14 protein-coding genes and 1 pseudogene are annotated in these 26017 nt (G+C 71.3%); 5 read left to right on the top strand and 10 right to left on the bottom strand.

Annotated features, from left to right (window positions below; all coding sequences use genetic code 11):
• Positions 1–99 precede the first annotated feature (99 nt).
• Positions 100–1047 (bottom strand): GlxA family transcriptional regulator, encoded by a 948-nt coding sequence (locus NE236_RS24500; RefSeq protein WP_252844457.1) that lies wholly within the window; start codon positions 1045–1047, stop codon positions 100–102.
• Positions 1048–1206: 159 nt separating this feature from the next.
• Here NE236_RS24500 and NE236_RS45550 point away from each other — a divergent pair.
• A pseudogene (locus NE236_RS45550) lies at positions 1207–1401 on the top strand (DDE-type integrase/transposase/recombinase); the annotation flags it as partial.
• Between the two features lie 153 nt (positions 1402–1554).
• Positions 1555–1953 carry a hypothetical protein gene (locus NE236_RS24490; protein WP_252844456.1) on the top strand — a complete coding sequence of 133 codons (399 nt, stop codon included), beginning with the start codon at positions 1555–1557 and terminating at the stop codon, positions 1951–1953.
• Here the strand turns inward: NE236_RS24490 and NE236_RS24485 are convergent.
• From NE236_RS24485 to NE236_RS24475, 3 genes are all read right to left on the bottom strand, one after another.
• A complete protein-coding gene (locus tag NE236_RS24485) occupies positions 1946–3064 on the bottom strand; it encodes a hypothetical protein (protein ID WP_252844455.1) in 1119 nt (372 codons plus the stop codon). The two genes, NE236_RS24490 and NE236_RS24485, sit on opposite strands and share 8 nt — an antisense overlap.
• A 24-nt stretch (positions 3065–3088) precedes the next feature.
• Positions 3089–3472, bottom strand: a complete 384-nt coding sequence (locus tag NE236_RS24480; RefSeq protein WP_252844454.1) for a YbaB/EbfC family nucleoid-associated protein — start codon at positions 3470–3472, stop codon at positions 3089–3091.
• Between the two features lie 1260 nt (positions 3473–4732).
• On the bottom strand, positions 4733–4888 hold the full coding sequence (locus NE236_RS24475) for a hypothetical protein (protein ID WP_252844453.1): 156 nt from the start codon (positions 4886–4888) through the stop codon (positions 4733–4735).
• Between the two features lie 192 nt (positions 4889–5080).
• On the opposite strand from NE236_RS24475, the gene NE236_RS24470 reads away from it, so the two are divergent.
• Both NE236_RS24470 and NE236_RS24465 read left to right on the top strand, forming a co-directional pair.
• Entirely contained in the window at positions 5081–5170 is a 90-nt protein-coding gene (locus tag NE236_RS24470) for an SUKH-4 family immunity protein (protein ID WP_252844452.1), read from the top strand.
• Between the two features lie 622 nt (positions 5171–5792).
• A complete protein-coding gene (locus tag NE236_RS24465) occupies positions 5793–8759 on the top strand; it encodes a right-handed parallel beta-helix repeat-containing protein (protein ID WP_252844451.1) in 2967 nt (988 codons plus the stop codon).
• Positions 8760–9026: 267 nt separating this feature from the next.
• Here the strand turns inward: NE236_RS24465 and NE236_RS24460 are convergent, their stop codons facing one another.
• Positions 9027–9710, bottom strand: a complete 684-nt coding sequence (locus NE236_RS24460; protein ID WP_252844450.1) for a LysR family transcriptional regulator substrate-binding protein — start codon at positions 9708–9710, stop codon at positions 9027–9029.
• Positions 9711–9765: 55 nt separating this feature from the next.
• Between NE236_RS24460 and NE236_RS24455 the strand changes: the two genes are divergently transcribed.
• Positions 9766–10149 carry a DUF5997 family protein gene (locus NE236_RS24455; RefSeq protein ID WP_252844449.1) on the top strand — a complete coding sequence of 128 codons (384 nt, stop codon included), beginning with the start codon at positions 9766–9768 and terminating at the stop codon, positions 10147–10149.
• A 95-nt stretch (positions 10150–10244) separates the two neighbouring features.
• Here NE236_RS24455 and NE236_RS24450 read toward each other — a convergent pair whose 3' ends face one another.
• From NE236_RS24450 to NE236_RS24430, 5 genes are read right to left on the bottom strand one after another with little or no spacing between them, the layout of a single operon-like run.
• Entirely contained in the window at positions 10245–12032 is a 1788-nt protein-coding gene (locus tag NE236_RS24450; protein ID WP_252844448.1) for a hypothetical protein, read from the bottom strand.
• Complete coding sequence (locus NE236_RS24445) at positions 12025–17223, bottom strand: hypothetical protein (protein WP_252844447.1); 5199 nt, start codon at positions 17221–17223, stop codon at positions 12025–12027. The genes NE236_RS24450 and NE236_RS24445 overlap by 8 nt, the downstream gene beginning before the upstream one ends.
• The gene (locus NE236_RS24440; protein WP_252844446.1) at positions 17220–20294 is read right to left on the bottom strand and encodes a hypothetical protein; all 3075 of its coding nucleotides are present in this window, start codon (positions 20292–20294) and stop codon (positions 17220–17222) included. The genes NE236_RS24445 and NE236_RS24440 overlap by 4 nt, the downstream gene beginning before the upstream one ends.
• Complete coding sequence (locus NE236_RS24435; RefSeq protein WP_252844445.1) at positions 20291–21439, bottom strand: Kelch repeat-containing protein; 1149 nt, start codon at positions 21437–21439, stop codon at positions 20291–20293. Before NE236_RS24435 ends, NE236_RS24440 begins: the two co-directional genes overlap by 4 nt.
• A 20-nt stretch (positions 21440–21459) precedes the next feature.
• Positions 21460–26010: a DUF6603 domain-containing protein gene (locus NE236_RS24430; RefSeq protein ID WP_252844444.1), complete on the bottom strand. Its 4551-nt coding sequence runs from the start codon at positions 26008–26010 to the stop codon at positions 21460–21462.
• Positions 26011–26017 lie beyond the last annotated feature (7 nt).

Raw genomic sequence — 26017 nt, 5'->3', positions numbered from 1 at the left:
GACGCCGGGGCCACGGGCGGACAGTGGCTTGAACGACAACATGCGCAAGTATCTCGCCAGCATTTTCGCCACCGACCGCAAGGATCGCGCCAACGGACCTCAGGCCGAGAAGGTGTGCCGGTACTCCGTCGGCGAGGTGCCGAGAATGCGCTGGAAGTGCAGACGCAGGTTCGCGGCGGTACCGAGCCCGACCCGGTCGGCGATCTGCCCCACGCCCAGATCGGTGCGTTCGAGCAGCTCGCGCGCCAGGTCCACCCGGGCCCGGAGCACCCACTGCATCGGCGTGTAGCCGGTGTCCTCCACGAACCGCCGCGAGAAGGTACGCGCCGACACCCGCGCGTTGCGGGCGAGCACCTCCAGGGTCAGGGGCTCGTCGAGGTGCTTCAGCGCCCACTCGCGTGTGCTCGCGAACACGTCGCCGAGCGGTTCGGGCACACTCCGGGGGACGTACTGCGCCTGCCCGCCGCTGCGGTAGGGCGCGGCCACCAGCCGTCTCGCCACGCGGTTGGAGAGCGCGACGCCGTGGTCGCGCCGCACCAGGTGCAGGCACAGATCGATGCCGGACGCTGCACCCGCCGAAGTCAGCACGTCGCCCTCGTCGACGAACAGCACGTTCTCGTCCACCCGCACGAGCGGATGCCGTTCGGCCAGGGCCTTCGTGTAGTGCCAGTGCGTCGTCGCCCGCTTGCGGTCGAGCAGGCCCGTCGCCGCCAGTGCGAACGCCCCGGTCGAGATGGCCGCGAGCCGGGTCCCGCGCTCGCGCGAGGCCATGAGCGCGCCGACGACCGCCGCCGGCGGGTCGGTGGTCGCCGGCTCCCGATAGCCGGGGATGAAGATCGTGTCGGCGCGTTCCAGGGCCTCCAGGCCGTCGGCCACGTGATACGACAGGCCGTCGCCGCCGGTCACCAGCCCGGGTGCGGCACCGCACACCCGCACCTCGTACGGCATGCTCGGCCGGCTGGAGAACACCTGCGCGGGGATGCCGACGTCGAGCGGCTTCGCGCCCTCCAGCACGAGCACGGCGACGCGGTGCTTCTCCCGGCTCATCCTGCCTCCTTCGTCCCGTGCCATCATCCCGCCCAGGCCGCGGAGGCGAGGCTCAGGGGATCGGGACCGACCGTACGTTCACGGCGCCCTTCGTCGGGTCCAGCTCGTCGGACTGGGAGACGCCCGGCGGGTGATGACGTCCATCGCGCGCGGGACGGTGGCCGGGAGTGCAAGATGGTCACCGGTATCGATGACCATTCCCGGTTCGTGGTGATCGCCGCAGTGGTGACGGTGCCGTCCGGGCGGGCGGTGTGCTCGGCGTTCACCGCAGCGATGCGCCGGTATGGGGTGCCGTTCGAGGTTCTGTCGGACAATGGCAAGCAGTTCACCGGCCGGCACATCCGCCCGCAGCCGGTGGCAGTCCATCGCCCGGTCGGTCAACGACCGGTTCGGTGAGCTGTTCACCGGCGAGCGGAGCGGCTGGAACAGTGGCGGTCCTGGTACGGCGAGGCCACCGGCACGCCCCGGCTCCACGCGCTGTTCGCGCGGGAGACGGCCCGGCAGGGCGTGGCCGCGAAGTCTGGGGAGGTCTTCGCGGCGGCGTACGCGCGGTGGCGGCAGGACCACCCGGAGCCGGTGCTGTCGGGAGACGACCTCGCCCGCGCGCGTACCGGCCTGACCGAGCGGACGATGGCGGCCTTCGACGAGGTCTTCGGCGGCGCCATCGAGAAGCCGGAGGACCTGGCCGAGCGGGCCCCGCTCTGGGACCAGCGGGTCGAGCGCCTCACGTCCGAGCTTCCGGCCCACCTCGCCTTCGAAGCCACCGTCCCGGCCGCGCTCAGGACCGCGGGCCGGTCGTGTTCGGGGAACTTGCCGTCCCGGTCCCGGATCAAGATGCTGCCTGTCCGTCAGCTGCTGGTCATCTCGGCGGCGCCGGTCTCACCCGCCGCCGTCCCGCTCACTTGACCTGGCCCGGCTCCCCCCAGTGCCAGTCCATCTTGTTCACATCGTTGAAGTCCACGCTCCCGTCCGGGTTCATCCGGTTGGCGGGGAACCTTTCCTCGGTGCCGAACCACAGGTTCTGGACCGTCGTGGACGTGCCGGACAGCAAACCGGCTATCACGGCCACAGCACCGGCGACGCTGAGCGCGATCAGGGAAGCGCACACCGCCTTCACGGCCTTGGCCACCGCCATCATCGGAGGCCAGAACTGCGCGACCCAGGCGGCCGCCAGCGTCGCCGACAGCGCGGAGAGGGAGACGAACAGGGCCGCCTGCACCCGGTTGACCTCTTTTTTGAGGTCGATGAGGCTGGTGTATGTTGTCTTCGCTCGCTCTTTTGATTCATTCAACTCGGCACTGAACGAATTCTTCATGAACTCATCAAACCGCTGACGCGCGTTGTCGCCCTTCTGTGCGTCATTTCCCCATTTGGCGAGGGTCAGGTTCACTCCGATCACGTTGTCGACGCTCTTCTGGACGGCATCGAGCTGCCGTTCGATCTGGATCCAGCTTTCGATGGCCTTGTCGACTTCGACGTCGGATGGGCTGAACATCGCCCACAGCCCGAGCGCCACCGCGCACAAAGGCTCCAAGGCTGTCTCCGCCAGCAGCAATGAGCGGATGATAACGAAGTTGGCTCGCATGCCGTTGCCGTACCAGCCAGCGTGCGCCCCGAACGAGGCAAGGGCAGCCAATCCTTCGGCGGCGGCCCAGCCGCTCTGCGAGGCCGTATAGTCGGGCTTACGCTCCACCACGGGAGAATACGGGATTTCCCGCGCAGCAAAAGGCGCTATCGTGCCATATTTATCGGCATTACTGTAGTTCCGTGCGACGATCACCAGCGAATCGGCGATCTTCTGTATCGTTTTGACGCCACCCGCAAGGTTTCCACGCATCTCCGCCAGACACGAATTGTAGGCGTTTATGGCCGGAAATCCGATCGCGCCGAGCGCATGCCAGCTCAGATCCGTATCGTTCTTGGCGTACAGCTCGGCGGCTTTCATATGGGCCAGCGGTTCACCGACGAACGACTTAGCCGCCACATAGATGCTGTCAGCGTCGTAGTGAAGAGTCACGATGCCCCCTTTGCCTCCGCTGCTTTACAGCAGGCCTTGAATTCGCCGAAGAAAAGCCTGCAGGTCATCCACCGGGTCGGCCGATCTCGCCACTCTCGCAGGACCGCCCCGAATATCCTCCGGTATTCCTTTTGCCAACTCGCCGGACATGACGCGATGCAGCGCCTCCGAAACGGCCGCCGAATCGCCCATCGCCTCCCGTATGGCTTCCTGCATTCGATCGTAAGCGCTTTGCGCGGCGCGGAGGATTTCATCCGCCAGACTCTTCACGTCCAGGCGCTTCGCGCGTGGATTGATGTCGAGGGATATCATTCTTCCGTTCGAATCCACGACGATTTTGATGAGCCGGTCGACGGATTCGGACTCGCCTTTGACAGCGGCCAGGCGCGCCGGGAGATCCTTCGTCATGCCGACCTGCGCAACGAGTCTGGAGATCTCACGATCGAGCTCGGGATTCCCTGTTCCCCCTATTACCATCACTCCTCCTGCGCCGGGCGACGTCAAAATACTGACATTAAACCACTATTTGCGGGCCGCCCGAAACGAGCTGGGAACTGCGGTTGCCGAAAATCTCATCCCTGCAGGTGAGAGGCATAATGGGTGGCCCCGGGTGCCGGGCTTCGTCGCCTTGGAACAGCACGGGAACGCTCACGGCGCGGCGGTCATCACGGCATGATGACCGGCTGTACTGCTACGACTGGCCTACCTGACGGCGACGAACACGTTCGCGATCCTGCGGCTTCTTCTCACGAGCGATCGGGACAAGGACACCGAGATCTTGGTCCTGCGGCATCAGATCGCGGTCCTGGAACGCCAGCTGGGCGAAAGGGAGGTCCGATTCACCCGGCCGGACAGGGCCTTGTTGGCAGCGCTGCTGCACCGGTTGAGACCACAGACGCTTCGCCGGATGCGGTTACTGGTCCGCCCCCACACGGTCCTGCGCTGGCACCGCGACCTGATCGAATGTCGGCACGCCGCCCGGTCCAGGCCCAAGCGGCCGGGCCAGCCGCCGACCGTGCGTTCCATCCGCGCCTTGGTGCTGCGCTTCGTCGGAGAGAACCCCGGGCGGGGTTGCGCAAGGGGCTGAGCGAACGGTTGACGTCCTGTGCTGGGACCGGCCTCACATCGGATCGATACTGACCGCCGCCTGCACTTAACCGCCTACGTCGATGGTCGACATGCCGGTCACCTATCAGCCTGGCTTCATCCTGGCCCTACCGCCTGCATCCCGCAACCTCGATGTCGTGACGGAATACCAGCGGCGCGGTATCGCCAGCGCGTTATATGAGACCCTCCGCGCCGAGCACCCCAGAGCCCTCGTTGATCACGGAATGCAAAGCGAGGAGGCGAAGCTCTGGTGGACGACCTACTGCAGTAGACGGAGGCTAGACCCAGCTGACGGCCAGACTGTGAAACCGCGCCTAGCCCAGTGCAACGACCCGTTGGGGAGGCACGATCATGTCGCGAACGTATGGTCGGCTCAGGCCCGAGTCCGGCCGGGACGCCCCGCGGTGGCGCCGGGCGTTGCAGAGCCGTCGTATGCCGATCGCGCTGGCGACCACGTTGACCATTCTCGTGCCAGCGTTCCAGGTGGCTGGACGCACCGACGATCCACTCGCATTCGTGGCCACGACTGCGCTCATCGCTGCGGTGCTGGCCTGGACTAGCTCAGCTTCCCGCCGCCGACGCCCGTCCCGGCCTGCACACGATGATCGGCCATAGCTGCTCCAACTCGGTGATGAGGCCGGGCAGTTCGCTCAGCCATCGCACGTCTGGCTTGCCAAGGTGGGCAATCTTCTGCCGGACCGCCATGGGCAGCACCACGGGCTCTCATGACCTCCATCATCGGCGATCCACAGCGATGCGGTTCGGCATCACCGGCGTCCGGAGCAACCGACCTCGGCGTCGATCCCAGCGGAACAACCGCGGCAGCAGATCCGCTTCCCCGAGGCCAGGCCGACAAGGTATGGAGGTTGTGACCCCTCGCAGGGTCGATGAGGACGCACCGGTGTCGCGGTGGAACTGCGGGCGCTCGACCCCAAGGCGTTTGCCGACCCCGAGGGCTACTGGCTCTGGACCATCAACGACCTCGCCACCGGCTACTGACCCTGTTGGGTGTCGAAAATCCTGTACCGCTGGAATATTGGATTCGGGCGCTGACCTGCAGGTTCAGGCAGGAGTGAGCCTGGGCATTTTAGGCACCGATCGGGCGTACCGTCGCCGGGGCAGCCGCCTGGATGTACATCGGCACGGACAGAACCTTCGACAAGCCCTATCCTCCCAGCTCAAAGAGCACTTTTCTCATGCTTACTTACTGGCCTGCATGAATTGCATCCCCGCAGGTCAACCGTCCGCGATAGGCCAGTTAGATAGTTTCTCCTTAGTACGACCCGTCGCCACCGGTCCGCCATGAATGCGGGAAGCTAGGGGAACTCCCGGACGGTATACGAGATGAATGTGCGACGGCACGCCGAACAGCAGTACGGCCGCTCGGGCACCGGGCCGGGCTCCCGCTGTCGAGATGCCGGCGCCGGTTCTCCGCGGTGCCCGCGCACCGCCCTCTGCCACCGCGCGTACGACGGTGAGCCGAGGCGGCGGCCCATGAGGCGGGAGACGGGCCAGGGCTGGACTCGTCACCGGCGCCGAGTAGCAAACATGGCCGTGCGAGCAGCAGCTGTGGTGGATCATCTGTGGTGGATTCATTTTTGACCGATCAGGGGGAGGTCCGTTGCCGGGCTTTGTCGTATCCCAGACGAATGCACAGGCGTTCCCGACGATCGCCGACGCGGCGAAGGCTTCGGGGCCGCCCGGGGAGCGACTGCGCCACATCGCAGTGGAGCCGGGCATCTACCGTTCGGACGCCCTCAGATACTGGGGGAACGCGGTGATCACCGCGGTCGGGGGTCCTGGAACGGTCACGGTGGACTGCGCCGGGAGCTACACGCTGCGGATCGAGGGCCATGTCACCTTGCGGGGCCTGACGTTGCGCAACGGGAACGCCGAGGGCGTCCCCCTGGAGGCGGTGGGCGGCACTCTGATCGTCGAACAGTGCGAGTTCGTCAGCAAGTCGAGCCGCGCGATCAGCGTGTGGAACAGAGCCGAACTCTTCGTCCGGGACAGCCGTGTCCACGGCGGTGGCATCGTCTACTCCGACTCCGCCGGTCTGGTCGAGCACACCGAGGTGTTCAACGCTGACCTGTGCGGGATCGCCATCCGCAACGGAAGCAGGGTCACCGTCCGAGACTGCCGCGTCCAGCGGGCGGGCGAGCACGGCATCTGGGTGGCCGAGGGCTCGACACCGCTGATCGAGCATTGTGAGATCGAGGATTCCAAGGCCGCGAGCATTCTGGCGCAGGGGCGCGCCAAGGCCACCATCCGCGACTCCCGGCTCCGCACGTCGGGCCAGAGCAGCCTTGTGGTACGTGACAACGCCTCCGCCACCGCCGAGGACTGCCTCGTCACCGGATCAGGAGCCGACGGCGTGTGGGTCACGGCCAACGCGACGCTGACCGCACGGTCAGTACACATCGAGGACGGCAGGCGCAACGGTGTGGTGGTGGACGAGCTTTCCACCGCCGCCTTCGAGGACTGCGACATCACGCAGGCGGCGAGCTGCGGGCTGGCAGTGAGCGGCGCGGGCACGGCACGGTTCACCGGGGGCACGATCACCAAATCCCAGTTCGGCGCGTCGGCTGCGAACGAAGGAGTGCTCACGCTCGACGGAGCCAAGGTGTCGCACAACAAGAACATCGGCGTCGCGGTAGATCCGGGCGCCAGAGCGGTTCTGCGCGACTGCACCATCACGGGCAACGCCGGCCAGGGCATCGTCACGACGGCCGGCTCGCAGGTACGCATGGAACGGGTGAGCTCCGAGGCGAACGGCGCCGACGACATCATCGGAGTCGAGATCGGCGCCGCCGCCGACTCCAACGCCGCCACGACGGTGGCTCCCGCGGAACCCGTCGCCAAGCCCGGCGCCGCCGCCCCGGAGACCTCGGGCGCGGCGCCGGAACTCGACGTTGACGAACTGCTCGCCGAGTTGACCGCGATGGTGGGTCTGGCGGAGGTAAAGCGCGAGATCAGCAAGCTGGTCGGCCTCCTGCGCATCGCCGAACAGCGCAGGCAGGCAGGGCTTCCGCATGGACCGGCCATCGGCCGCCACATGATCTTCGCCGGTGCCCCTGGTACCGGCAAGACGACGGTTGCCCGGCTGTACGGACGGCTGCTCGCCGCTCTTGACGTGGTCCCTACCGGGCAATTCACCGAAGTGTCGCGCACGGAGTTGGTCGGGCAGGTGCTGGGTGAGACCACGCAGAAGACCGCGGCCGTCTTCACCAAAGCGTTGGGCGGAGTGCTGTTCATCGACGAGGCGTACACCCTGTCCCGCCGCTTCGGCACGGGCACCGACTTCGGGCAGGAGGCCATCGACACACTCGTCAAGCTCATGGAGGACCACCGCGACGAGATCGTCGTCATCGTCGCCGGTTATTCGGCCGAGATGCGCGCGTTCTTGACGGCGAATCCCGGGCTGAAGTCGCGCATCTCTCGCACCATCGAGTTCGAGAACTACAGCCCGGCCGAGTTGACCAGCATCACCGAGACCCTCGCCGCGCAGTACGGTTTCGGGTTCACCGAGCAGGCACATGCGTCACTTCTCGCCCACTTTCAGCGGGTCCGGAGAGACGAGACCTTTGGCAACGGCCGGGAGGCCCGGCGCATCTTCGAAGCCGTCGTCGAACAGCAGGCGCTGCGACTGTCCGGTCAGGACAGCCCTGCGACGGCCGAGGAACTGACCCTTCTGCTGCCCGAAGATCTCGACGGCGTCGTCGACACCGGCCTGAGTACCAGGCTGGGCGAGGTACGCGACGCGGGACAGCTCCAGGCGATCCTCGACCGGCTCAACGTGATGATCGGCCTGGAGGCGGTCAAGAGCCAGGTCCGTGACACCATCGATCTGATCGCCGCCACTCGGCGCAGGCGGCAGGAGGGCTTGGACGCCGCACCGATCTCCAGCCATCTGATCTTCGCAGGCCCGCCCGGAACCGGGAAGACCACGGTCGCGCGGCTCTACGGAGAGCTCTTGGCCGCTCTCGGCGTGCTGGCCCGCGGCCACTTCATCGAAGCCTCCCGAGCCGATCTGGTCGGCCAGTACCTCGGCCAGACCACGCAGAAGACCACGGCCACGTTCGACGAGGCGCGTGGTGGAGTGCTGTTCATCGACGAGGTCTACACCCTCTCGCGACAGTTCGGGGCGAATACCGACTTCGGGCAGGAAGCCATCGACACACTCGTCAAGCTCATGGAGGACCACCGCGACGAGGTCGTCGTCATCGTCGCCGGATACACCGATGAGATGGACGGCTTCCTCGCCGCGAACCCTGGACTCGCCTCGCGGTTCTCCCGGACCATCACCTTCGCCCCGTATGGCCCGGACGAGCTGGTCGACATCTTCGTCGGCATCGCGAAGTCCTCCGGCTTCGACGTTCCCGACAGTACGCGCGCCGCCATCCGCGATCACGTGACCGGCCGGACCGAAAGGTTCGACCAGGGGAACGGCCGCGAGATCCGCAAGCTCTTCGAGGCCGCCCAGACCGCGCACGCTCGCCGTATCGCCCAGCTCGAGCGCAGCGGATCTCAGGCGACCCGCGACCAGTTGCGCACCCTTCTTCCCACGGACGTCGAAGAAACCCGCTGAGCTCAGGTCCCGGAACCGGCTCAGCGGCGGGGTTGCGTCCACGGACGTGGTGTAAGAGTTTCGCCCACTGCGCATCAGTCAGGTCGAACCGCCTCGTCACCGCTAGGTGGCCCGACGAGGCCTCCGGTGTTCAGTTCTTCTTGGTCGATTAACCCAACTACCGGAGGCCTCACTATTTATCGATCACGACACGCCGTAGCCGCCGTAGACCACCCAAACCCGACTTCGAGACAGGCCCTAAGCGACGTCGGTAAGCATGACCCCTTTTCACGTCCGGCGGCGCGTCCGGCGGCGAGGCTTGGGAGTGGAGTGCTTTTGCGGGGGCTTCTTACGGGTGGGTTGTTGTTGGGGGGTGCGGCCACGGGAGCTGTTGGGGGTGCGGCCGCGGACGATGCCGATCAGTTCCTCCATGAGGTCGGTCGTCGCGGCCTCGAGCCAGGCCAGGCCGATTTGGGACTGGGGGGCGTCGGTCACGGTGCGGTAGGTGAGGTCTTTGCGGTGGTGGAGGCGGGCCAGAGACTGAGGGAGCAGTAGGACTCCGGCCCCCGACGCCACCAGCTCGATCGCGTCCGCCGTGCTCTCGGGACGGGTGAAGGCAGGCTGCCCGGGGCGGTCGACCCAGGCCAAGACCTCGTCGAGCGGCTCGAACACATCCTCGTCGGCGAGATCGGCTAGCTCCACCTCCTCGACCGCGGCCACCGCGTGATCCTTCGGCACCACCACCACGGTCGTCTCCTGGTACAGCGGGATCACGTGGAGGGCCTCGCGGTCGACGGGCAGGCGCACGAACGCCGCGTCCACGCCGCCGTCCCGCAGCAGGGGGACGGTCTCGGCGGCAGGCATCTGGATCAGCCGAAGCGGCACCTCCCGCACCCGCTCGGCCCACACCCCGGCCCATTTCCCGGGCGTCACCCCCGGCGCGTAGGCCAGCCGGAACTCACCCTTGGTCACCTTCTCAGCCTAGCCGCGTCCAGACGGCTCCCTCCCGCTGGCTACCCTTGATGTCATGAGCACGTCCAAGGCGAAGACTCCGCAGACCATGAAGCCGGCGACCGCGGCCAAGAAGCTGGGGATTCTGCTGTCGGCAGCGCCCGCCGAATTCCAGGAGGGCGTCGTCTCCCGGGACGAGCTGAACGCGCTCCAGGCCGACCCGCCCTCTTGGCTCGCCGACCTGCGCCGCGTGGGCCCCCACCCCCGCCAGGTCGTCGCCGCCAAGCTCCGCGTCTCCGCCTCGGGCCTAGCCCGTGCCGGCATCCCGGGCCCCCTCACCACCGCCGAGATCGAGACCTTGAAGGCCGAAAACCCCGACTGGCTAGAACGCGAGCAGGCCATCCAAACCAAGGTCCGCCAAGAGGAGCTCCGCCTCAAGCAGCAGCGCGCCGAGGTTTGACCCACGGGAACGAGGTAGGACTCTGCAGCTAAACGAGGTAGGACTCTGCAGCTAGATGCCCCGACCAATCTGCCCAACGTGTCCCTTGGGCTAGGTCAGGCTGGCGACGTGTCGGTCAGCAGGTCGAAGGACAGGCCGCTGGAGCGTCCGCCGCGGCCGGTGTCGCGGCGCACGGTGAGCCATACGACCACCTGGCCGGTGCGGGTGCGGGTGCGGTTGTACGCGGCGGTCAGGCGGGTGCCCGTGAGCGGTACCTCCTCCTCGTTGACGAAGTACGCGTGGCCGGCGTCGAAGCCCTCGCGCAGCAAGGCGGTGCGCGGCGGGACCGGGGTGGCGTCGACCTCGCTCGGCATCGCGGCGCGCTGCATCTGCACGCTGCGGTCGTCGCCGGGGACGTGGACCGGGATGAACGGAATCCAGTTCTCCGGCACCGAGCTCATCACCTGATAGGCGACCGGGGCGCGCGGATCGCCCGGCGGCGTGGGCGGGTGCAGCCGGCGGCGGAACGCGAGCGTCTCGGCGGCTGCCTCTGCGCCGGGCCGGCCCTCGCCGGTGGCCATCCGTACGGTCTGCTCGATGCCCCACACCATGTTGGCGTTCTCATCCCGCACCAGCGCGACCTCTTCCAGCCCCGGGCCGTTCGCCACCTTCGGCGTGCCGGGCGGCAGGAGCAGCCCCGCCGTGTCGCCCAGGGTGAACATGGACCAGTTCTGCCAGTCGTGCGCGGCGCCCGTTCCGGCCGGGGTGATCCAGCGTCGTGCGCCGAACACGTCGGTCACCGCGAGCCCCTGCACCGTCGCGAACGTGCCGGCCGGCACGTCGCACGGCAGCAGGTACCAGTCGTTGCTGTACACGAGCGCGAACTCGAGGAAGATGAGCCGGGCCAGGTCGGTGCTGTCCGGTGTCACCGCGGCGAAGTTGGTGCTGCCGTCCTCGACCGCCCACCAGCGCGGCAGCGGCATGCCAGCGAACCTCGTCGGCGTGGGGAACACCGTACGGTTCAGCGCGGCCGGCGCGGTTCCGGCGCCGCCGAGGGTGTCGCCTGGGGACGCCGAGAACGCGTGCCAGTCCAGCTCGCCGCCCGGATACTCCGGGGCGGACAGCACCGTCTCGCCGCCGGGCGTCGCCGTGGCGACGGAGAAGCGGTGCTCCAGCCGGCGCGGGTCCCACGCGGTCGCCGCGGTGGGCTGGTCGATGAGCTGGTCGAACCAGGCGGTCAGGCGGGTGCCGAGGGCGTTGAGGGCGTCGCGGTCCTGCTTCTTCAGCCCGGTGATGCCGTCGGAGGCCGGCCCACCGCCCTTGATGTGCTGATACAGCAGGTAGCCGTCCATCCGCCGACCGGCCACCGCCTGAATGCCCGCCCACACCTCCTGATGCGCGACCCGGGCATCGGCGGTCGGGTCGGGCAGGGCGATGGGATAGCGGGCGAGGTACTGCCCGGCGACGCCGCGCCGGTTGGCGACCGAGGAGCCGGCGACGAGCTTCAGCCAGCGGCGGCCGAGCGACAGCCGCAGGTCGAACGCGATCGGCTCGGTGCCGAACGCGAACGGCAGCGGCCGCCGTTCCACCACCGTCTCCAGCGGGCGGCCGGCGGGAAGCGGGCCCGCCGGGCCCGCCGGGTCGGCGTCCGGGCGGAATCGGGTGAGCGGACCGGCGACGACCGAGTACGTGGCCGTCACCGGCGAGCCGCCGTCGGTGGCGCGGAACTCGCCGAGCTGCCACTGCCGGGCCAGCAGCCACAGCGGGTCACGGACCTCGGCCCGCAACGCGCGGGCGAAGTCGGTGGTGCGGGGACGTCCCTCAAGGCGGTTCCACAGGCCCACCGTGGGGAAGTCGCGATGGGCCAGCGCCGCGGGGAGATCCGCGATTCGGGGCTCACTCATGGTCGGCCTTCCACCTTGCGTTGGCGACGGCGAGGTCGGTGCTGATCGTGATGGGTTGGTGGGTCGCGGACAGGACGGTCGCGGGCAGCAGTTGCGCGTAGCCGGTGCCGTCGAGCTGCGCGGGCTCCACCAGTCGCGTACGGGCCAGGTCGAACGTCTCGGTGACCGCCGCGACGAGGTCGTCCACCTGCCACGATCCGGTACGGACCGGCGGTACGACGAGCAGCATGCTCTGTGGGGGCTCGGAGTCCGGACTGTCGGCGTGCACGGCGATCCCGGTCGCCTCCCGGTCGGTCGGCAGGACCTCGGTCCACTCGTCGAACAGTAGGCCGCTCGCGGGCCCCGACCCGCGGGGCGGGGTGTCGGCGTAGTGCGCGGTGAACAGCAGCCGGTCCTGGTCGATCGTGGCGCCGGGGCTGAGTTCCATGGCCAGCCAGTGGTCGTTGGCCACGAACGGCAGCTGGATCGGCCGCAGCCGCGGCTCCTGGTCGTCGATCTCGTCGAGGTCGTCGTTGCGGAGCGCGTCGCTGAGCAGCGTCACCCGCTCCCACAACCGCGGGGCCTCGCGGACCCGCGCGACGCCGTGCAGCCAGTCGTCGACCGGGAAGTCCCGGGAGATCGGCGCCTGAGTGAGGTGCCGGACCAGCTTGTCGCTGTCGTCGAACGCGTCGTCCAGCTCGTCGCCGAGGGCGCCGGTCAGCGCGTACTCCGGTACGACCAGCGCGTCCGGGCCGAGCAGCGCGCGTAGCGCGTCGGTCGTCGACTTCGCGCGGTCCGGGGCGGTGACGGCGTTGTCGGCGTCTGTCAGCGCGGCCGTGGCAGTGGCGACGCGGCGGGTGATCTCGGTCTGCAGCGCCTGCGTACGGGACAGCAGCTCCGCCCCGAACGCGACCACCTTGTCCAGCTCCGGGGTCAGGTCCAGGCCCGCCGGGTCGATGTCGGTCAGCGGCAGCAGGTCGCCGACTTTGTTCAGCAGGCCGCTCAGCGTCGTCTGGCCGGTCCGGGCGACGTCGCCCAGGTCGCCCTGGCGCCGCGCGAACGTGTCGCGCAGGTGGCCGATGGCGTTGCGGAACCGGTCGGGCCGGTCCGGCGGGTCGGGGTCCGGTGCGGTGGTGAGCAGCGGCTCCACCTCGTGCAGGCGGCGGAACCGCTCGTCGTCCGGGGTGTTCTTCGGCAGCTTGTCGTACGCGGCCAGCAGCGCGTCGGCCCGGGCGAGCGTCCGCGCCATCCGGGCTGCGGTCGCGGCCGTTCCGGCCAGCACCTCGGAGAACACTCCGCGCCGCCACGCGGTCAGCTCGCCCCATCCGCTGCGCACCATGCCGAACCCGGCGGCCGTGGTCACCAGTCGGGCGTAGCGGGTCAGCAGCGTGTCGATGCCGTGGACGATGTCGTCGCGCCGCGGCGGCGCCGGGTCCGGCGGGTACAGCCGGGTGAGGTCGGCCAGCAGGTCGGCCACGTCGCCGCCGAGCTCGGTGAGCGAGTCGCGGACCGCGACCGGCCGCTGCCGGGGCACCGTCACCGCGTCGTCCAGCGTCCGATCGACGGTGACCGGGCCGGACGCGGGCACCAGGTCGGTCGGCTTCAGCGGCCGGCCCGTGGTCAGCAGCGTGCGCAGCGCGGTGATCAGCGGGGACAGCTCGAAGAACGTGACCTTGCCGTCGATGCGGTCGGTGTACCGGATGGTCAGCTCGGCGTCCGGGCGCGGCTTGTCCTTGTCCACGACGACGCCGATGATCCGGTCGTCCAGGTCGGTCATCGCGGCCTCGCCGGCCGGCCGTACCGCCCACAGCAGGTCGATCGGTGCCAGGCCGACGTCATCCTGGGTGACGATGTGCTCCTGGGCATGGCCGTTGACCGGGTCGGTCCAGGTGACCCGCGCGGCGACCGACCGATCCGGCGGCAGGACGCTCGGCAGCCAGTCGTCCACGGCCGGTTCTGCCTGCGCGCGGGGAGCGTCACCGTTCCCAGGGCGCAGGCCGGCCTTCAGGCGCAGCCCGAACCGGTGGGTGAGCGTGGTGCCGCTGCGCGGCGACCGGACCACGTCGGGGTCGGGCGGCAGCCCGTCCTTGGCGTACGCGTCGAGGGTCGAGGAGGCGCGCTCGGGGTTGCCGGCCAGCGCCTGGTGCGTGGCCTCGGCGACGGCGAGGTCGGCGACCGCGTCGTTGGCGTCGAGCAGCCGACCGGCCTCCGCGCTGATCGCCGCGGTCTGCGCCGGGTCGGCCCGGGGCAGCCCCTCGATGTCGAACGGGTACGTCCGCGACACGCTGCCGCGGGTCAGGTGACGGGCCAGGGCGAGACCGTCGATCACGTTGCTCGCCTCGACCTGCCCGATCTCGTCCGGCTCGGCGTCCGCTGTCTGCGGGATCCGGTTCGCCCGCAGGGGGAACCGCAACCGCAGCGCCCCGATGAACCGGTCCACCTCGGCCTGGTCGTGCCGGTCGTGCAGGCCGCGCTCGAACCGGTAGCCCAGGAGTGCGCCGAGCGACTGGCCACGCTGCATGCCGTCGAGGATGGACAGGGCGATCCGCACGCGTTCGGAGGTGAGGTTCACCGCGAACGTGCCCGGGTTCTCGGGGGCGGCGTTGGCGACGTACCCGGCCCGGAGCACGGCCGCCGTACGGGCGTGGCCGAGCGATGGCGCATGCACGAAGCCCTCGTTCTCCGGGTCGTGCAGCAGCGGCTGGCTGCCGGCGAACACCGTCGCGAGCGGACCCGTCAGCGTGACGGGTTCCAGGTTCGCGGTGTGCGGCCGTACGTTCTCCAGGAAGCCGTACGCGCCCAGGTGCAGGCCGGGCTTCGCGGTTCCGTCGGGCCCGAACCGCAGCTCGCCGAGCCGCTCGGTGGCCAGGCCCAGCCGCCACGCGTCCAGCCGATACGTGGCCAGGTCGAGGTGCTCGGAGAGCACCCGTTCCAGGCGCGCGGTCGGCAGCGTGGCCAGGACGTCCAGCGCGCGCGCCTGGTCGGCGAGCGCCGCCGTCGGGCCGGGCTGGTTCAGTACGGACGGGATGTAGTCGACCAGCAGCCGGCCCGGGTCGCCGGTGACGGCCGGGGCCGGTGAGTACAGCGGCCGGAAGCGGCTCTCGCTGGACGCGTCCTCGCCGGGCCCGGGCAGGTGCACGTGGATGAACGGCGGGTCGACCGGCGGGCCGGTCTGCTGGCCGGCCGCGGTGGTGAGCGCACGGGCGGCGTCGTCCCAGCCGAGCAGGATCGCGTGCCGCAGCAGCAGGTACAGCAGTGTCGCCGGGCGGGCGCCCTCGGCGAAGCCCGACTCCAGCCGGATGCCGTTCAGGTCGGTGCGGGCCAGCGCGGCGAGCCAGCTGAGGTAGTCGCGACCGTCGGTCGTGTAGGGCCGGATGCGGTCGGTCTCGGACAGCGGGCGATCGTCGACCAGCGGCGCGAGCAGCGGCTGCTGGAAGTCGGTGAACAGCCGGCGCAGCAGGTCCGGGTCCCGGCCGGGGCCGGTGTCCGCGCCGAACCGGGCGAGCAGGGCCCGAACCGGGGCGGCCAGCCCCAGCTGGTCCACCGTGGACAGGACGGTGCCGCCCAGCCCGGCGAGGTTCTCCCGGTTGAACAGGTCCTCGACGCTCTGCGCGTACCGCTGGTGGTACTCGGCCGAGGTCGGGTGCAGCGCGACCAGGTCGAGCAGCTGCTGGTGCGCGTCGCTCGCGCCGTCGCCGAGGTGCGGCACCTGCGCGGCGGCGGCCGCCCAGTCCTTGCCCGCCTCGGTCAGCACCCGGTTGAGCGCCCTGCGGTGTGCCGCCGAGTCCGCGAACGTGAGCCGGGAGAACGCGGTGGTGGGCAGGATCCCGTACGGCTGGCGGCCGATCTTCACCATGGGCAGTGGGCCGCGGCCGGACACGTACTTCAGGAAGAAGTCGCGGGTCTGGGCGACCGAGTCCGGGCCGAGCAGCGGGTGCAGTGCCGTCTGGAGGAAGTAACCCCACGTTGCCGGCCACAGCGCGGTGTTCGCCGCGCGCGCGTCCCGCTGGTCCGTGCCGTCCGCGTTCGGCATGCCGGTCAGCACGCCGGGGTCGAGGCCGAGCAGATCGGTGAGCTGGCGGCCGTCCGTCCGGGTTGTCCAGTCTCCCGCCGCCGCGGCGGCGGCTCCGCCGGCGGTGCGCAGCGCGGCGGCCGCCTCGTCCTCCTCGTCCTGGCCGGCCGGCACCACCTCGGAGTTGTTGGTCGGCGTGCCCTGCGGCAGCAGGGCGAACCCGTCCGGGCTGCGCAGGTGGCGGTTGATCAGGTCGGTGAGGCCGGCCGCCGTCTGCGTGGGCGTCGCCTGCTCGCGCAGGCCCAGCACCACGAGTCGTTCCAGCCCGCCGCGGATCTCGTCGGTGAGCGGAATCCGTACGCCCATGCCGACGGCGACGGCCCGGTCGAAGTCGACGAGCCAGCGCAGGGCGTCCGGCACGTGCAGGGCGCCGGTCTGCTCGTTGACGGTGATCTGGTCGGCGGCGGCCGGGTCCGGGCTCACGGCGAGCGTGGCCGGTATCGCGGTGCCGGTCACCGACGCCACCTGCCGGCCGGCGTTGAACCCGAGGACCTGGAAGTGGTCCGGCAGCAGGCGGGCCTGGGCGCCCTGCGTCCAGGCGTCGGTCGCCGTGCTGCCCGTGGCGGGCGCCGCCAGTATCAGGAACGCGACCAGCACGTCGTCCGTCGGGGTCGTCAGCGCCCCGTCCACGCCGAACGGGCGCTTGGCGCGGATGGCGTTCGCCCGGTTGGTGCCGACGGCGGCGGCGAGCGCGGCGTCGGCCCGCCGCAACCGCAGCCGGTCGCCGTGCGCCCGCCACACCGCGGTCCAGTACGTGACGGACGGCTGGCGGTCGTTCGCGGCCGGCGCCGTGGCGGACCGGATGACCAGCACCACGGCGTCGTCCGCCACCCCGGCCGGTTCCTCGTTCGGGTTGGCCGGGGTACGGCCACGCAGCAGCCAGGCCGCCCGTCCCGGCGGTATCCGCGTGGCCAGCTCCTGCCAGGCGGCCGCCAGCGGCGCGGCGCGGCCGCCGGCCGCCCAGCGGGCGGTCCAGTACGCGTCGACCGCGGCGATCTCGGCGGCGGTCGGCTTGGGCTCGAACTTGTCCACGGCCCACTCGTCCGGGAACACCCGGACCAGCAGTTCCGTGGCGGTGAACCGGGTCTCGACCCGCATCGGTGCGAGCAGAACGGGGAACGCGTCGCTGAGCGCGGTCATCGCGGCACCATCTCCTGGGCGTGCACGGCGACCATTACGGGCACCTGGAGCAGGATGTAGGCGAGGTCGGCCGAACCCAGGCCGCTGAACCACAGCGGCAGGTTCTCGTCCTCGTTGTGCTGGTCGAGCTTCTCGGCGTCGTCGGACCCGTCCAGTCCGGCCAGCGGTACGGTCACGGCGGGGTCGAGCGTGACGAACCCGCGTCCGGCGGGGTCGACGTCGCTCCACGTCAGGTCGTTCCACACCTCGATAGGCCCGGCCGGCTGGCCGGGGTCCCGGTCGTCCAGGCCGAACCTGGGGTCGCCGGGCCGTTCCTTCAGGACGAAGAACCAGCCGGGGTCGTCCGGCCCGCCGACCGCCTTGTCGGCGGTGAGGTCGAACCCGATCAGGTAGATGTCCGGGTCCACCGTGGCCTCGAAGCGGGGCAGCTGGATCTGCTCGGTGGTGGGCGGGCCGGTGATGGTGACCAGGCGGCGCGGCAGGGACTTGTCGGGCAGGCCGTCCGGGCCAGGCGGCCATTCGGCCCGGTGCGCGTAGATGGCGGTCGTCGGGTACTTCTTGAGCAGCTCGCCCCGGACGACGAGGACGATCCCATCGCGGGGATTGGCGTTCTCCCCGAGCCGCGCGTCCGGCCGCCAGAGGTGGATCGGCGGGATGTCGTAGTTGCGCTCCCGGCGCTCGGCGGGGGTCACGCCCGGCTCTGGCAATGCGGTCACCGGGTCCCAGAACTGGCGGAACGGGGTGCCGCGCTGATCGGTCGGGAACTCCCGCCACAGCATCTCGCGGGCCATCTCGTGGTTGAGCCCGACCATGTACGACTCGATGAACTCGTGGTTGTTCTCCAGGAGCGTCAGGGAGTTCGCCGGAAGCGAGTTCAGGTTCGGTACGAACGCGTCGACCGAGAGGTCGAGCAGCGACCGGAACGTGGGGATGTCGAACACCGGGTACGCCATGGCCTCGGTGAACGCGGCCGCGAAGGGCTGCAGGCGCTCCGGCAGGCTGACGGCGCCCTCCAGTAGCGCGCGCGGCACCGTCGTGTCGGACCGCAGGCCGGTGAGCGTGGCCGCGGTGGTGGGGATCAGGTCGAGCGCGGGCGCCTGGGGGGCCTGGCCGACCGCCACGCCGGCGTCGATCCCCTGGTGCAGCTCGCGGAGCGCGGCCTTGAACCGGGTCGCCTCGGCGCTGTCGCTGGTGCCGGGGTGCGGGGTGACCGGGTCGCCGAGCGCGCGGAGCACGAAGTCGGGGCTGTGCGCGAGGACGTCGACCGGGTCCGTACCGGGCGGCCGGTCCGGGTGCAGGGCGGCGTTGACATCGGCCGGAGTGACGAGCGCGCCCGGGGTGATCTTGACCGGGGCGGCCACGACCGGGGCGACCGGGTCGTCCATGCGGAACAGGAGGGCGTCCGCCCGCGGGCCCTCCGGGAAGTCCAGCGAACGGATCAGCCGCGAACCGGGCCGGGTGATCCGCCGCATGGCGGGCGACACGGGCGCGGCCGCAACCCGGCTGCTGGCCACGTGGAACCCGACGGCCACCTCGCTGTCCGCCGCGGCCACCAGCGACGTCGTGGTGGTGGTGGTGACGCGGGAGTGGGCCGGGGCAGTGAGGGTCAGCGCGCGGCCCGAGGGCGCGGCGGCCGCCGCGATCTGCCCCGTACCGGCCGGCAGGTCGAGGTGCCGGGTCTGCAGCACATGGCCCACCTCGCGGGCGAGCTGGGCGGCGCGGATCCGGCCGTTCGCCACCAGCACGTCGCCGACCTGCGCCCACGCGGCCGCCATCAGCGCCTCGTCGTTGTCCTTCACCACCTGCGCGCCGAGGTTGGCCGCGACGCGGAACCGCGGGTCCAGGTTCAGCCGGTGCACCCAGTTGTGCTTCTCCTCGGCGGTCAGCTCGGTGCCGTCCGGGCGGTTGAGTAGACGCGTGGTGAGCGCGTGCCACCGGCCGTACAGCGGCGGCGTGACGATCGGGTCCGGGCCCGACTGGTGCTGGAGGTCGTCGGCCAGGTTGATCACCTGGGCCAGCGCCTGCTCGAACGGGTGCGGGTACAGCGGGGTCGGCGACGGCGGATCGGCGAAGTGGTCCCAGTTGTCCGCCGGGTCGACGGTCTCCGGTACCCGCAAGGCGCCACCGAGCGGCAGCACGCCGCCCTGGTCGGCGATGCCGGGCAGGCCGAGGCCGGGCTCGGCGTGCACGTCGATCTCCCGCCGTCCCACCTTCGCGTCGGCCCGCCGCGGCTTGAGCTCGCGCACCAGGAACTCGAAGTCGCCGGCCGTGCCGGTGCGGAACGCCCAGCGGTGGTAGTACGGCATGCGGTTCCCGACCGGTCGGTTCGCGTACGGCGGGCCCCAACTCGAGTACAGCCCGCTGGGCGCGCCGGCCGGGTCGAAGCCCAGACCGGCCAGCCGCCCGGTCTCGAAGGCCGGCACCAGGAACGCCTCGTACGCGGTCTCCGGTTCCAGGTGCCGCGGGCAGATCAGCCGCGCGCAGGCGCTGTCCGGGTCACCGGTCAGCACGTTGTTCAGCGCGGCGAGCGCGCCGGCCGTGCTGTCGGTGGCCACCGGGTCGGCGAGCGAGCCGTTCACGTGTACGTGCGCCCAGGCGCCGAGCTGGTCGGCCGGCGGCATCGTACTGGCCGGGTCGGTGACGTCGATGGCCGGCAGCGGGTCCGTGCCGGGCGCGTCGGTGAACTCGGTGCCGGTGGCCAGCACCACCAGGGCGACCCACGGGGTGAGCCGCACGGTCGTGGGCCCGGACGGCGCGGGGCTGTAGCGCCAGGGGAAGTCCTCGTCGGCGAACTCGATGTGCGCGAAGAAGTTCGGCTCGACGTTGGCCGTGCCCGGGCGCGGCTCGTTCCGCGAGACCTCCCGCGGGTCCACGCCCACCACGTCGCCCGGCCCGTACAGCTGCGCGGGGCGTCCGGCGTCGTGGGTGAGCGTGCCGCCGTCGAGCGCCTCGCCGGACACGGTGAGCGGGATCTGGACGCTGGCCCGCGCGGCCGCGCCCGGGTCCGCGGTGATCCGGGTGTTGATCCCGGTCCGCAGCCACGGCAGGAACGTGTACGCGTTGGTGGTCACGGGGTCCCCCCGAACACCTCGGAGGTACGGGTCAGCTCGGTGGCGGCCGGGTCCGCGGCGGCCAGCCCGGAGCGGGCGACGCCGCCGGCGACCAGCACCCGGCCGTCGTCCAGCACGATGGCGGCGAAGGACCAGCGGCCCGCCGCCATGCCGGGCAGCGGCGCCCACGTGTTGCCCGCGACGTCGTAGGCCAGCACGCTGCGGAAGCCGGACTCGTCGCGGTCGCTCGCCGCGCCGCCGGCCACCAGAACCTGGTCGCCCGGCAGCAGCACGGCGCGGTGCAGCGCGCGGCCGGAGGGCATCGCGGCCTTCGCCGACCACTTGCCGGCGTCCAGGTCGAACACCTCGACCGTGCGCTGGCTGAACGGGTCGTACGGGGCGGTGCCCGGCGAGCCGGGCGCGGTGCCGCCGGTGACGAGCACCTTGGTGTCCGACAACCGGGTCGCGCGGTGGTGCCGACGTCCGGTGATCAGGCTGCCGGTCGGCGTCCACTTGTCGTGCGCCTGGTCGTACAGCTCGCAGAACGCGAGCGCCGGGTCGTCGGGGGCGCCGACCGGTGCGACGCCGCCGACGACCAGGACGGTCCCGTTGTGGAGCTGTACCGCCGTGTGGGCGGTGCGCGCGTCGTTCATGACGCCGGCGGACCGCCACGTGCCCTTGCCGGGGTCGAACCGCTCGGCCGACCGCAGCGCGATCGTGCCGCCCGAGGGACGCGCCGCGCTGCCGCCGGAGACGACGACGCTCCCGTCGTCCAGCAGCGTCGCGCTGTGCCCCCAGCGGGCGGTGGTGAGCTGGCCGGTCCCGGACCAGTGCCCGTTCACGGGGTTGTACACCTCGGCGGTCGGCAGCCCGGTGGTGCCGTTCAGGCCGCCGACGGCGAGCACGCGCCCGTCCGCCAGGCGGGTGAGCGAGTGCAACCGCCGCGGTGTGGCCATCGGGTCGGCGTGGTTCCAGACGTCATGGTCCGGGTCGAACAGGGCCGCGTCGGCGAGTGAGCCGGACGCCGCGTCGGCGCCGCCGGCCACCAGCACGGCGCCGCCGTCGAGCAGGACCGGCCCGTCGTGCTGGCCGTACCAGGCGGCCGGGGTGGGCAGGTCGCCGGCGGTCTTCCAGGTGCCGGCGGGTGCCGCGGTGGATGTGGGCATGGTCGCAGTTCCTTTGCTCGTCACGGGATCAGCACCTCACCGGTGCCGGTGGGGTCGGTGCCGGCCGTGCCCGCGGCGACCAGCACCCGGTCGTCGGGGAGTTCGGCGACGGCGTGCGCGGTACGGCCCAGCAGCAGGCCGCCCAGCACGCGCCACGTGCCGGCGCTCGGGTCGTAGGAGATGACGGACCGGAAGCCGGCGGTCCGCTCGGGCGCGCCGGTGCCGCCGGTCACCAGCACCTCGCCGGACCGCAGCACGAGCGCACGGTGGCCGGCCCGGCCGCCGCCCGGCATCGGCTGCGCCGGGCCCCAGGTTTCGGCTACCGGGTCGTACAGTTCGGCGGTGGCGAGGCTGTCCGGATCCAGCGTGCCGTCGACGGCCACGACCGGGTCGCCGCCGGTCACCAGCACCCGGTGGTCGGACAGCAGGACGGCCTGGTGGCCGGCCCGCGCCGTGCCGAGGCCGCCGGTGGTGGTCCACACACCGGTGGCCGGGTCGAACACCTCGCAGTAGGCCAGCGGCTCCGCGCGGCCCACACCGGTCGGGAGCAGGCCGCCGGTGACCAGCACCCGGCCGTCGTCAAGCAGGACCGCCTGGTGCCCGGTGCGGGCGCTGGTCAGCTCGCCGGTGGTGGCCCACGTGCCGGTCGCCGGGTCGTACAGTTCGGCGGTCGCGAGCGCGCCGTCCTCCTGTCCGTCCCGGGCACCGCTACCGCCGGCCACCATCACGCGGCCGTCGTGCAGGACGGTCGCGGAGTGGCCGTGGCGGGCGCCGGCCATCTCGGGCACCGGGGTCCACCGGCCGGCGGCCGGGTCGAGGACCTCGACGGATGTGAGCGGCGCGGCCTGGTCGTCCTGCCCGCCCGTGACGAGCACGCGCCCGTCGGACAGGCGAGTGGTGGCGTGCCGGCGGCGCGCGGCGCCGAGCGCGGGCCCGGCGGACCACGAGTCGCCGGCCGGGTCGAACAGTTGGGTCGCCGCGACCGGCGCGCCGTCCGGGCCGGTACCGCCGGCGATCAGGACGCGGCCGTTCAGCAGCGGCACCAGGTCCACCTCGGACACCGAGGCCGGCAGCACGCCGGCCGGCGACCACGTGCCGGGCACGCCCGGCGTGATGGCCGCCTCGGCCGCGGGGATGACGTGCAACTGCCCGGCCAGGGTCGCGTCGGCCGCCACGAAGTCGGCCAGCGCGTCCTCGGCCGTCGCGCGGCTGCGGAACGTCGCGGGCACCCGGCGCGTGGTCCGGCCCGGCGGGAACGCCTGCCGGTTGCTCTTCACGTACGCCACCACGAACCGCTGCTCGTCGACCCGCACGGTGTCCGCGGCCAGGAACGGCTGCCGCTGCCGGGCCTGCCGGGCCGACAGCGCCGACCGGCTGGTGCTCGACCCGCGCAGGAGCTCGTCGAACACCGGCCCGCTGACGCTGTGGAACCGCTGCACGGGCGTGCCGTTCGTGGCCGCCGGCGTGGCGACCCCGACCGGCAGCGCCGCGGCGCTGCCGACGCTGTCGATGAGGTGCAGCTCGAACCGGACCTCGCGGCGCACCACCCGGGCGGTCGCCAGCGCGCCCTTGTCGGACGTGAGCTCCAGGCCGGCGTCCTGCGTCTCGTACGAGGGACGGGACAGCTTCGCCGCGTCGGACATGTCCTGGAACTGGGCCATTGCGAACTTCTCGCCGATGACCGACCTCTGGGTAAACCCGCCGCCCTCCGGCGTGGTGAGGCTGAACCGCCGCCCGTCGCTCGCCCGCTGCCCGCCGATCCGGTCCACCCGGACGTCCAGCGGCAGCGCCCGCTGCCGTACGACAAGCGTGCCGAGCGGGTGCAGGACCAGGTCACCGCCCGCGGGGAGCCGGCGCAGGGTGACCAGCGTCCGGACACCGCCGTCGGGAAGCCGGGCCTCCCAGCTCTCGGTCTTGGCGATCTCCGCCACCAGCAGTGGGAGTACGGGAATCGGCGCCAGGAAGAGCGCCAGCTCCTCGCCGAACGAGAAGTCGAAGTCGGCGGAGATGGAGAAGAACAGGAAGCCGATCGAGCCGCGCCCGTGCACCCGCCACGGCGCCGGGCCCTCCAGCGTGAAGTCCAGGCTGATGCTGAACACGCCGACGCCGAACGCCTTGAGCGACACGTGGCCCGAGCTGTGCGCGCTGTACCGGAACGGGTCGCGGTTGATCAGCCCGTCGAGAGTGAGATGGCCCTCGACCCCGAAGGAGCTGAACCCCAGCCGTATCTCGATGCCCCCGCCGAACTGCACGGTGTTGGGGGTGATCGCGAAGTAGCCGGTCACCCGGATCAGCTGCTTGCTGCGGTTGAGCAGGTCCACCGTGAGCCGGTCCGGTGTGGGGAACGGCAGCGGCGGCGGCCGGAACCCGGGGTGGAACCCGCCGACGCTGACGATCAGCTCGCGGTCGTCGCCCCATGACACCAGCAGGCCCATGCCGCCCTCGACGGTCATGCCCATGATGCGCGACTCGAAGAGCTTCGCGAAGAACCACAGCCGCGACTTGTCCTGCTCCAGCGCACCGATGAACTGGGCCTGGATGACGAGCAGCGGTTGGTCGGCGGACGGCAGGGCGGCCCGCACCACGCCGAGGACCGCGATGTCGCCCGGGTCCTCGATGATCACGCCGATCGAGGCGCTGATGAGGGCCGGCGTGCCCCAGCCGATCTTGACCATCGGGCCGACGAGGAACGTGCCCGGCTGGGCCGGGAAGAACCGGTTGAGGTCGGACAGGATCCGCGGCGCGTTCGCGACCACGTCCTTGGGGAACGCGACCGACTCGATCGCCCCGGTCCGTACGCCCTCGACGAGCGCCTGGAGGTTCATCCCCCGGTTGAGCCCCAGCAGCCCGCCGACGGCCAGCAGCGTGAACCCGGCGCCGAGCTGGATGCCCGACGGGAACTCCGCGGTCAGCACGATCAGCAGTGAGAAGCCCGGCGAGCCGTCGGGCTGGCGGGTGGTGATGACCCCGATGCCCTTGACCGCCAGGAAGTCCGAGAGCTCCAGCTCCAGCGCACCGGCGTACTCGCCGCGGTCGGGGTCGAACGAGAGGAACCCGCCGCCGGACGCCCCGGCCGCGGCGATCGTGAGCCCGACCCCGCTGGGCGGCTTGAAGTCGGCGGCGAGCCCGAGGGCACCGTCCGGCTGCGACAGGCGCAGTACGGCACCGATCCGGTCGGCCACGGCCGCGATCGGGCCGAGCTGGGCGGAGATCGAGCCGGACGCCTCGAGCGCGACGCCGTCGCCGGTGAGCCCGAGGCCGAGGTGCAGCGCGCGGATGTCCACCGGGCCGACGTGCAGGTCGACCGGGATGTCGGCCTGGAGCCCGCCCGTACCGCGGAACCGCAGCCCGGTCTCGCTCGACCAGGTCAGCCCCACGTCGGCGTCGAGCTCGATCGAGTCGAACGGCAGGAGCGTGCTGAGGAAGCCGTCCGCGTCCGCCAGGTTCAGCACGACCTTGCCGCCCTCGACGGCGGCCTCCAGTACCAGGCCGCCTTCGGCGCGGCCCTCCGCGGGGTTCCAGTCGAGGTCCGCCCCGGCCGTGATGTGCAGGGACCGTGCCTCGACCCGGGAACCGCCGGCGGTGCCGAGGATGACGAGGGGCGGGCCGCCGGCGGTCGGCGGCGCCTGGACGCCGAACCGCGCCGATCCCCGTACCTCACCGGACGGCGGGATGACCCGCAGGGCGGCGGGCGGCAGCAGCTTGACCGCCGTCTCCGCGTCCATCGCCGCGTCGGACGTCGCGACCAGCGCCACGGCGTCGTTGACCGGCATGGTGAGCTGGAGGTGGTCTTTCGCCGCGAGCCGCAGCGTGGCCTGCACGCCGGGTACCGGGTCGTCGGTCTCGCCGATGTCCACGGCGACGACCCGCAGGAACGGCGGCGGCCCGGATTGCAGGAAAGCGAAGTTCGACACCGTGGTCAGGAAGATCGACAGTCGCTGGAGCAGCAGGTCCCACTCGAAGTCCGGGCCGCCCCAGCGGTAGAGCTCCGTCAGCGTGCCCACGGGGTCGTGCAGGAAGCCGCTCACCCGGTCCAGGCGCAGCACCCGGCGCACGTACGTGGGCGCCCCAGGGGTCGCGGCGATCGGGGTGGACTCGAGGACGCCGATCAGCTCCAGCACGTTCGCCGCGATCGGCTTCCGGTCCCCCAGGTACGTGATCAGCGCGAAGCCGAACAGCCGCTCGGCCAGTTCCCCGGCGAACGCCTCGACCTCGCCCCGGTTCGGCCCGGCCGCCGCCGCGGCCGCCCGGATCGCGCCGGACACCACATCGACCGCGGCGGCGACGGTCTTGATCAACGAGCCGACCGCGGCCACGGACTCCGCGATCCGGCCGGTGTCACGGGCGTCAATCGCCGTGACCAGGTCCGACAGCGAGCGCGGCAGCCCGGACAGCGCGGTGGCGGCCCCCTCCACCGCGGCGCGGACGGGTTGCGCGGCCAGGACGATGTCGGGCGCCGGCAGCCCGATCTCCGCGAACAGCAGGGGGATCTCGTCGCCGCGCAGGCGTTGCTCGAGTGGCGCGAACGCCTTGCCCACCTCGAGCATCAGCGATTCCACGGACAGTGCCACCGGGTTA

It is taken from the genome of Actinoallomurus purpureus (assembly GCF_024055795.1).
Lineage (GTDB): Bacteria > Actinomycetota > Actinomycetes > Streptosporangiales > Streptosporangiaceae > Actinoallomurus > Actinoallomurus purpureus.
Note: the sequence above shows the minus strand (reverse complement) of the source record. Positions and strands in the feature narration are given on the sequence as shown.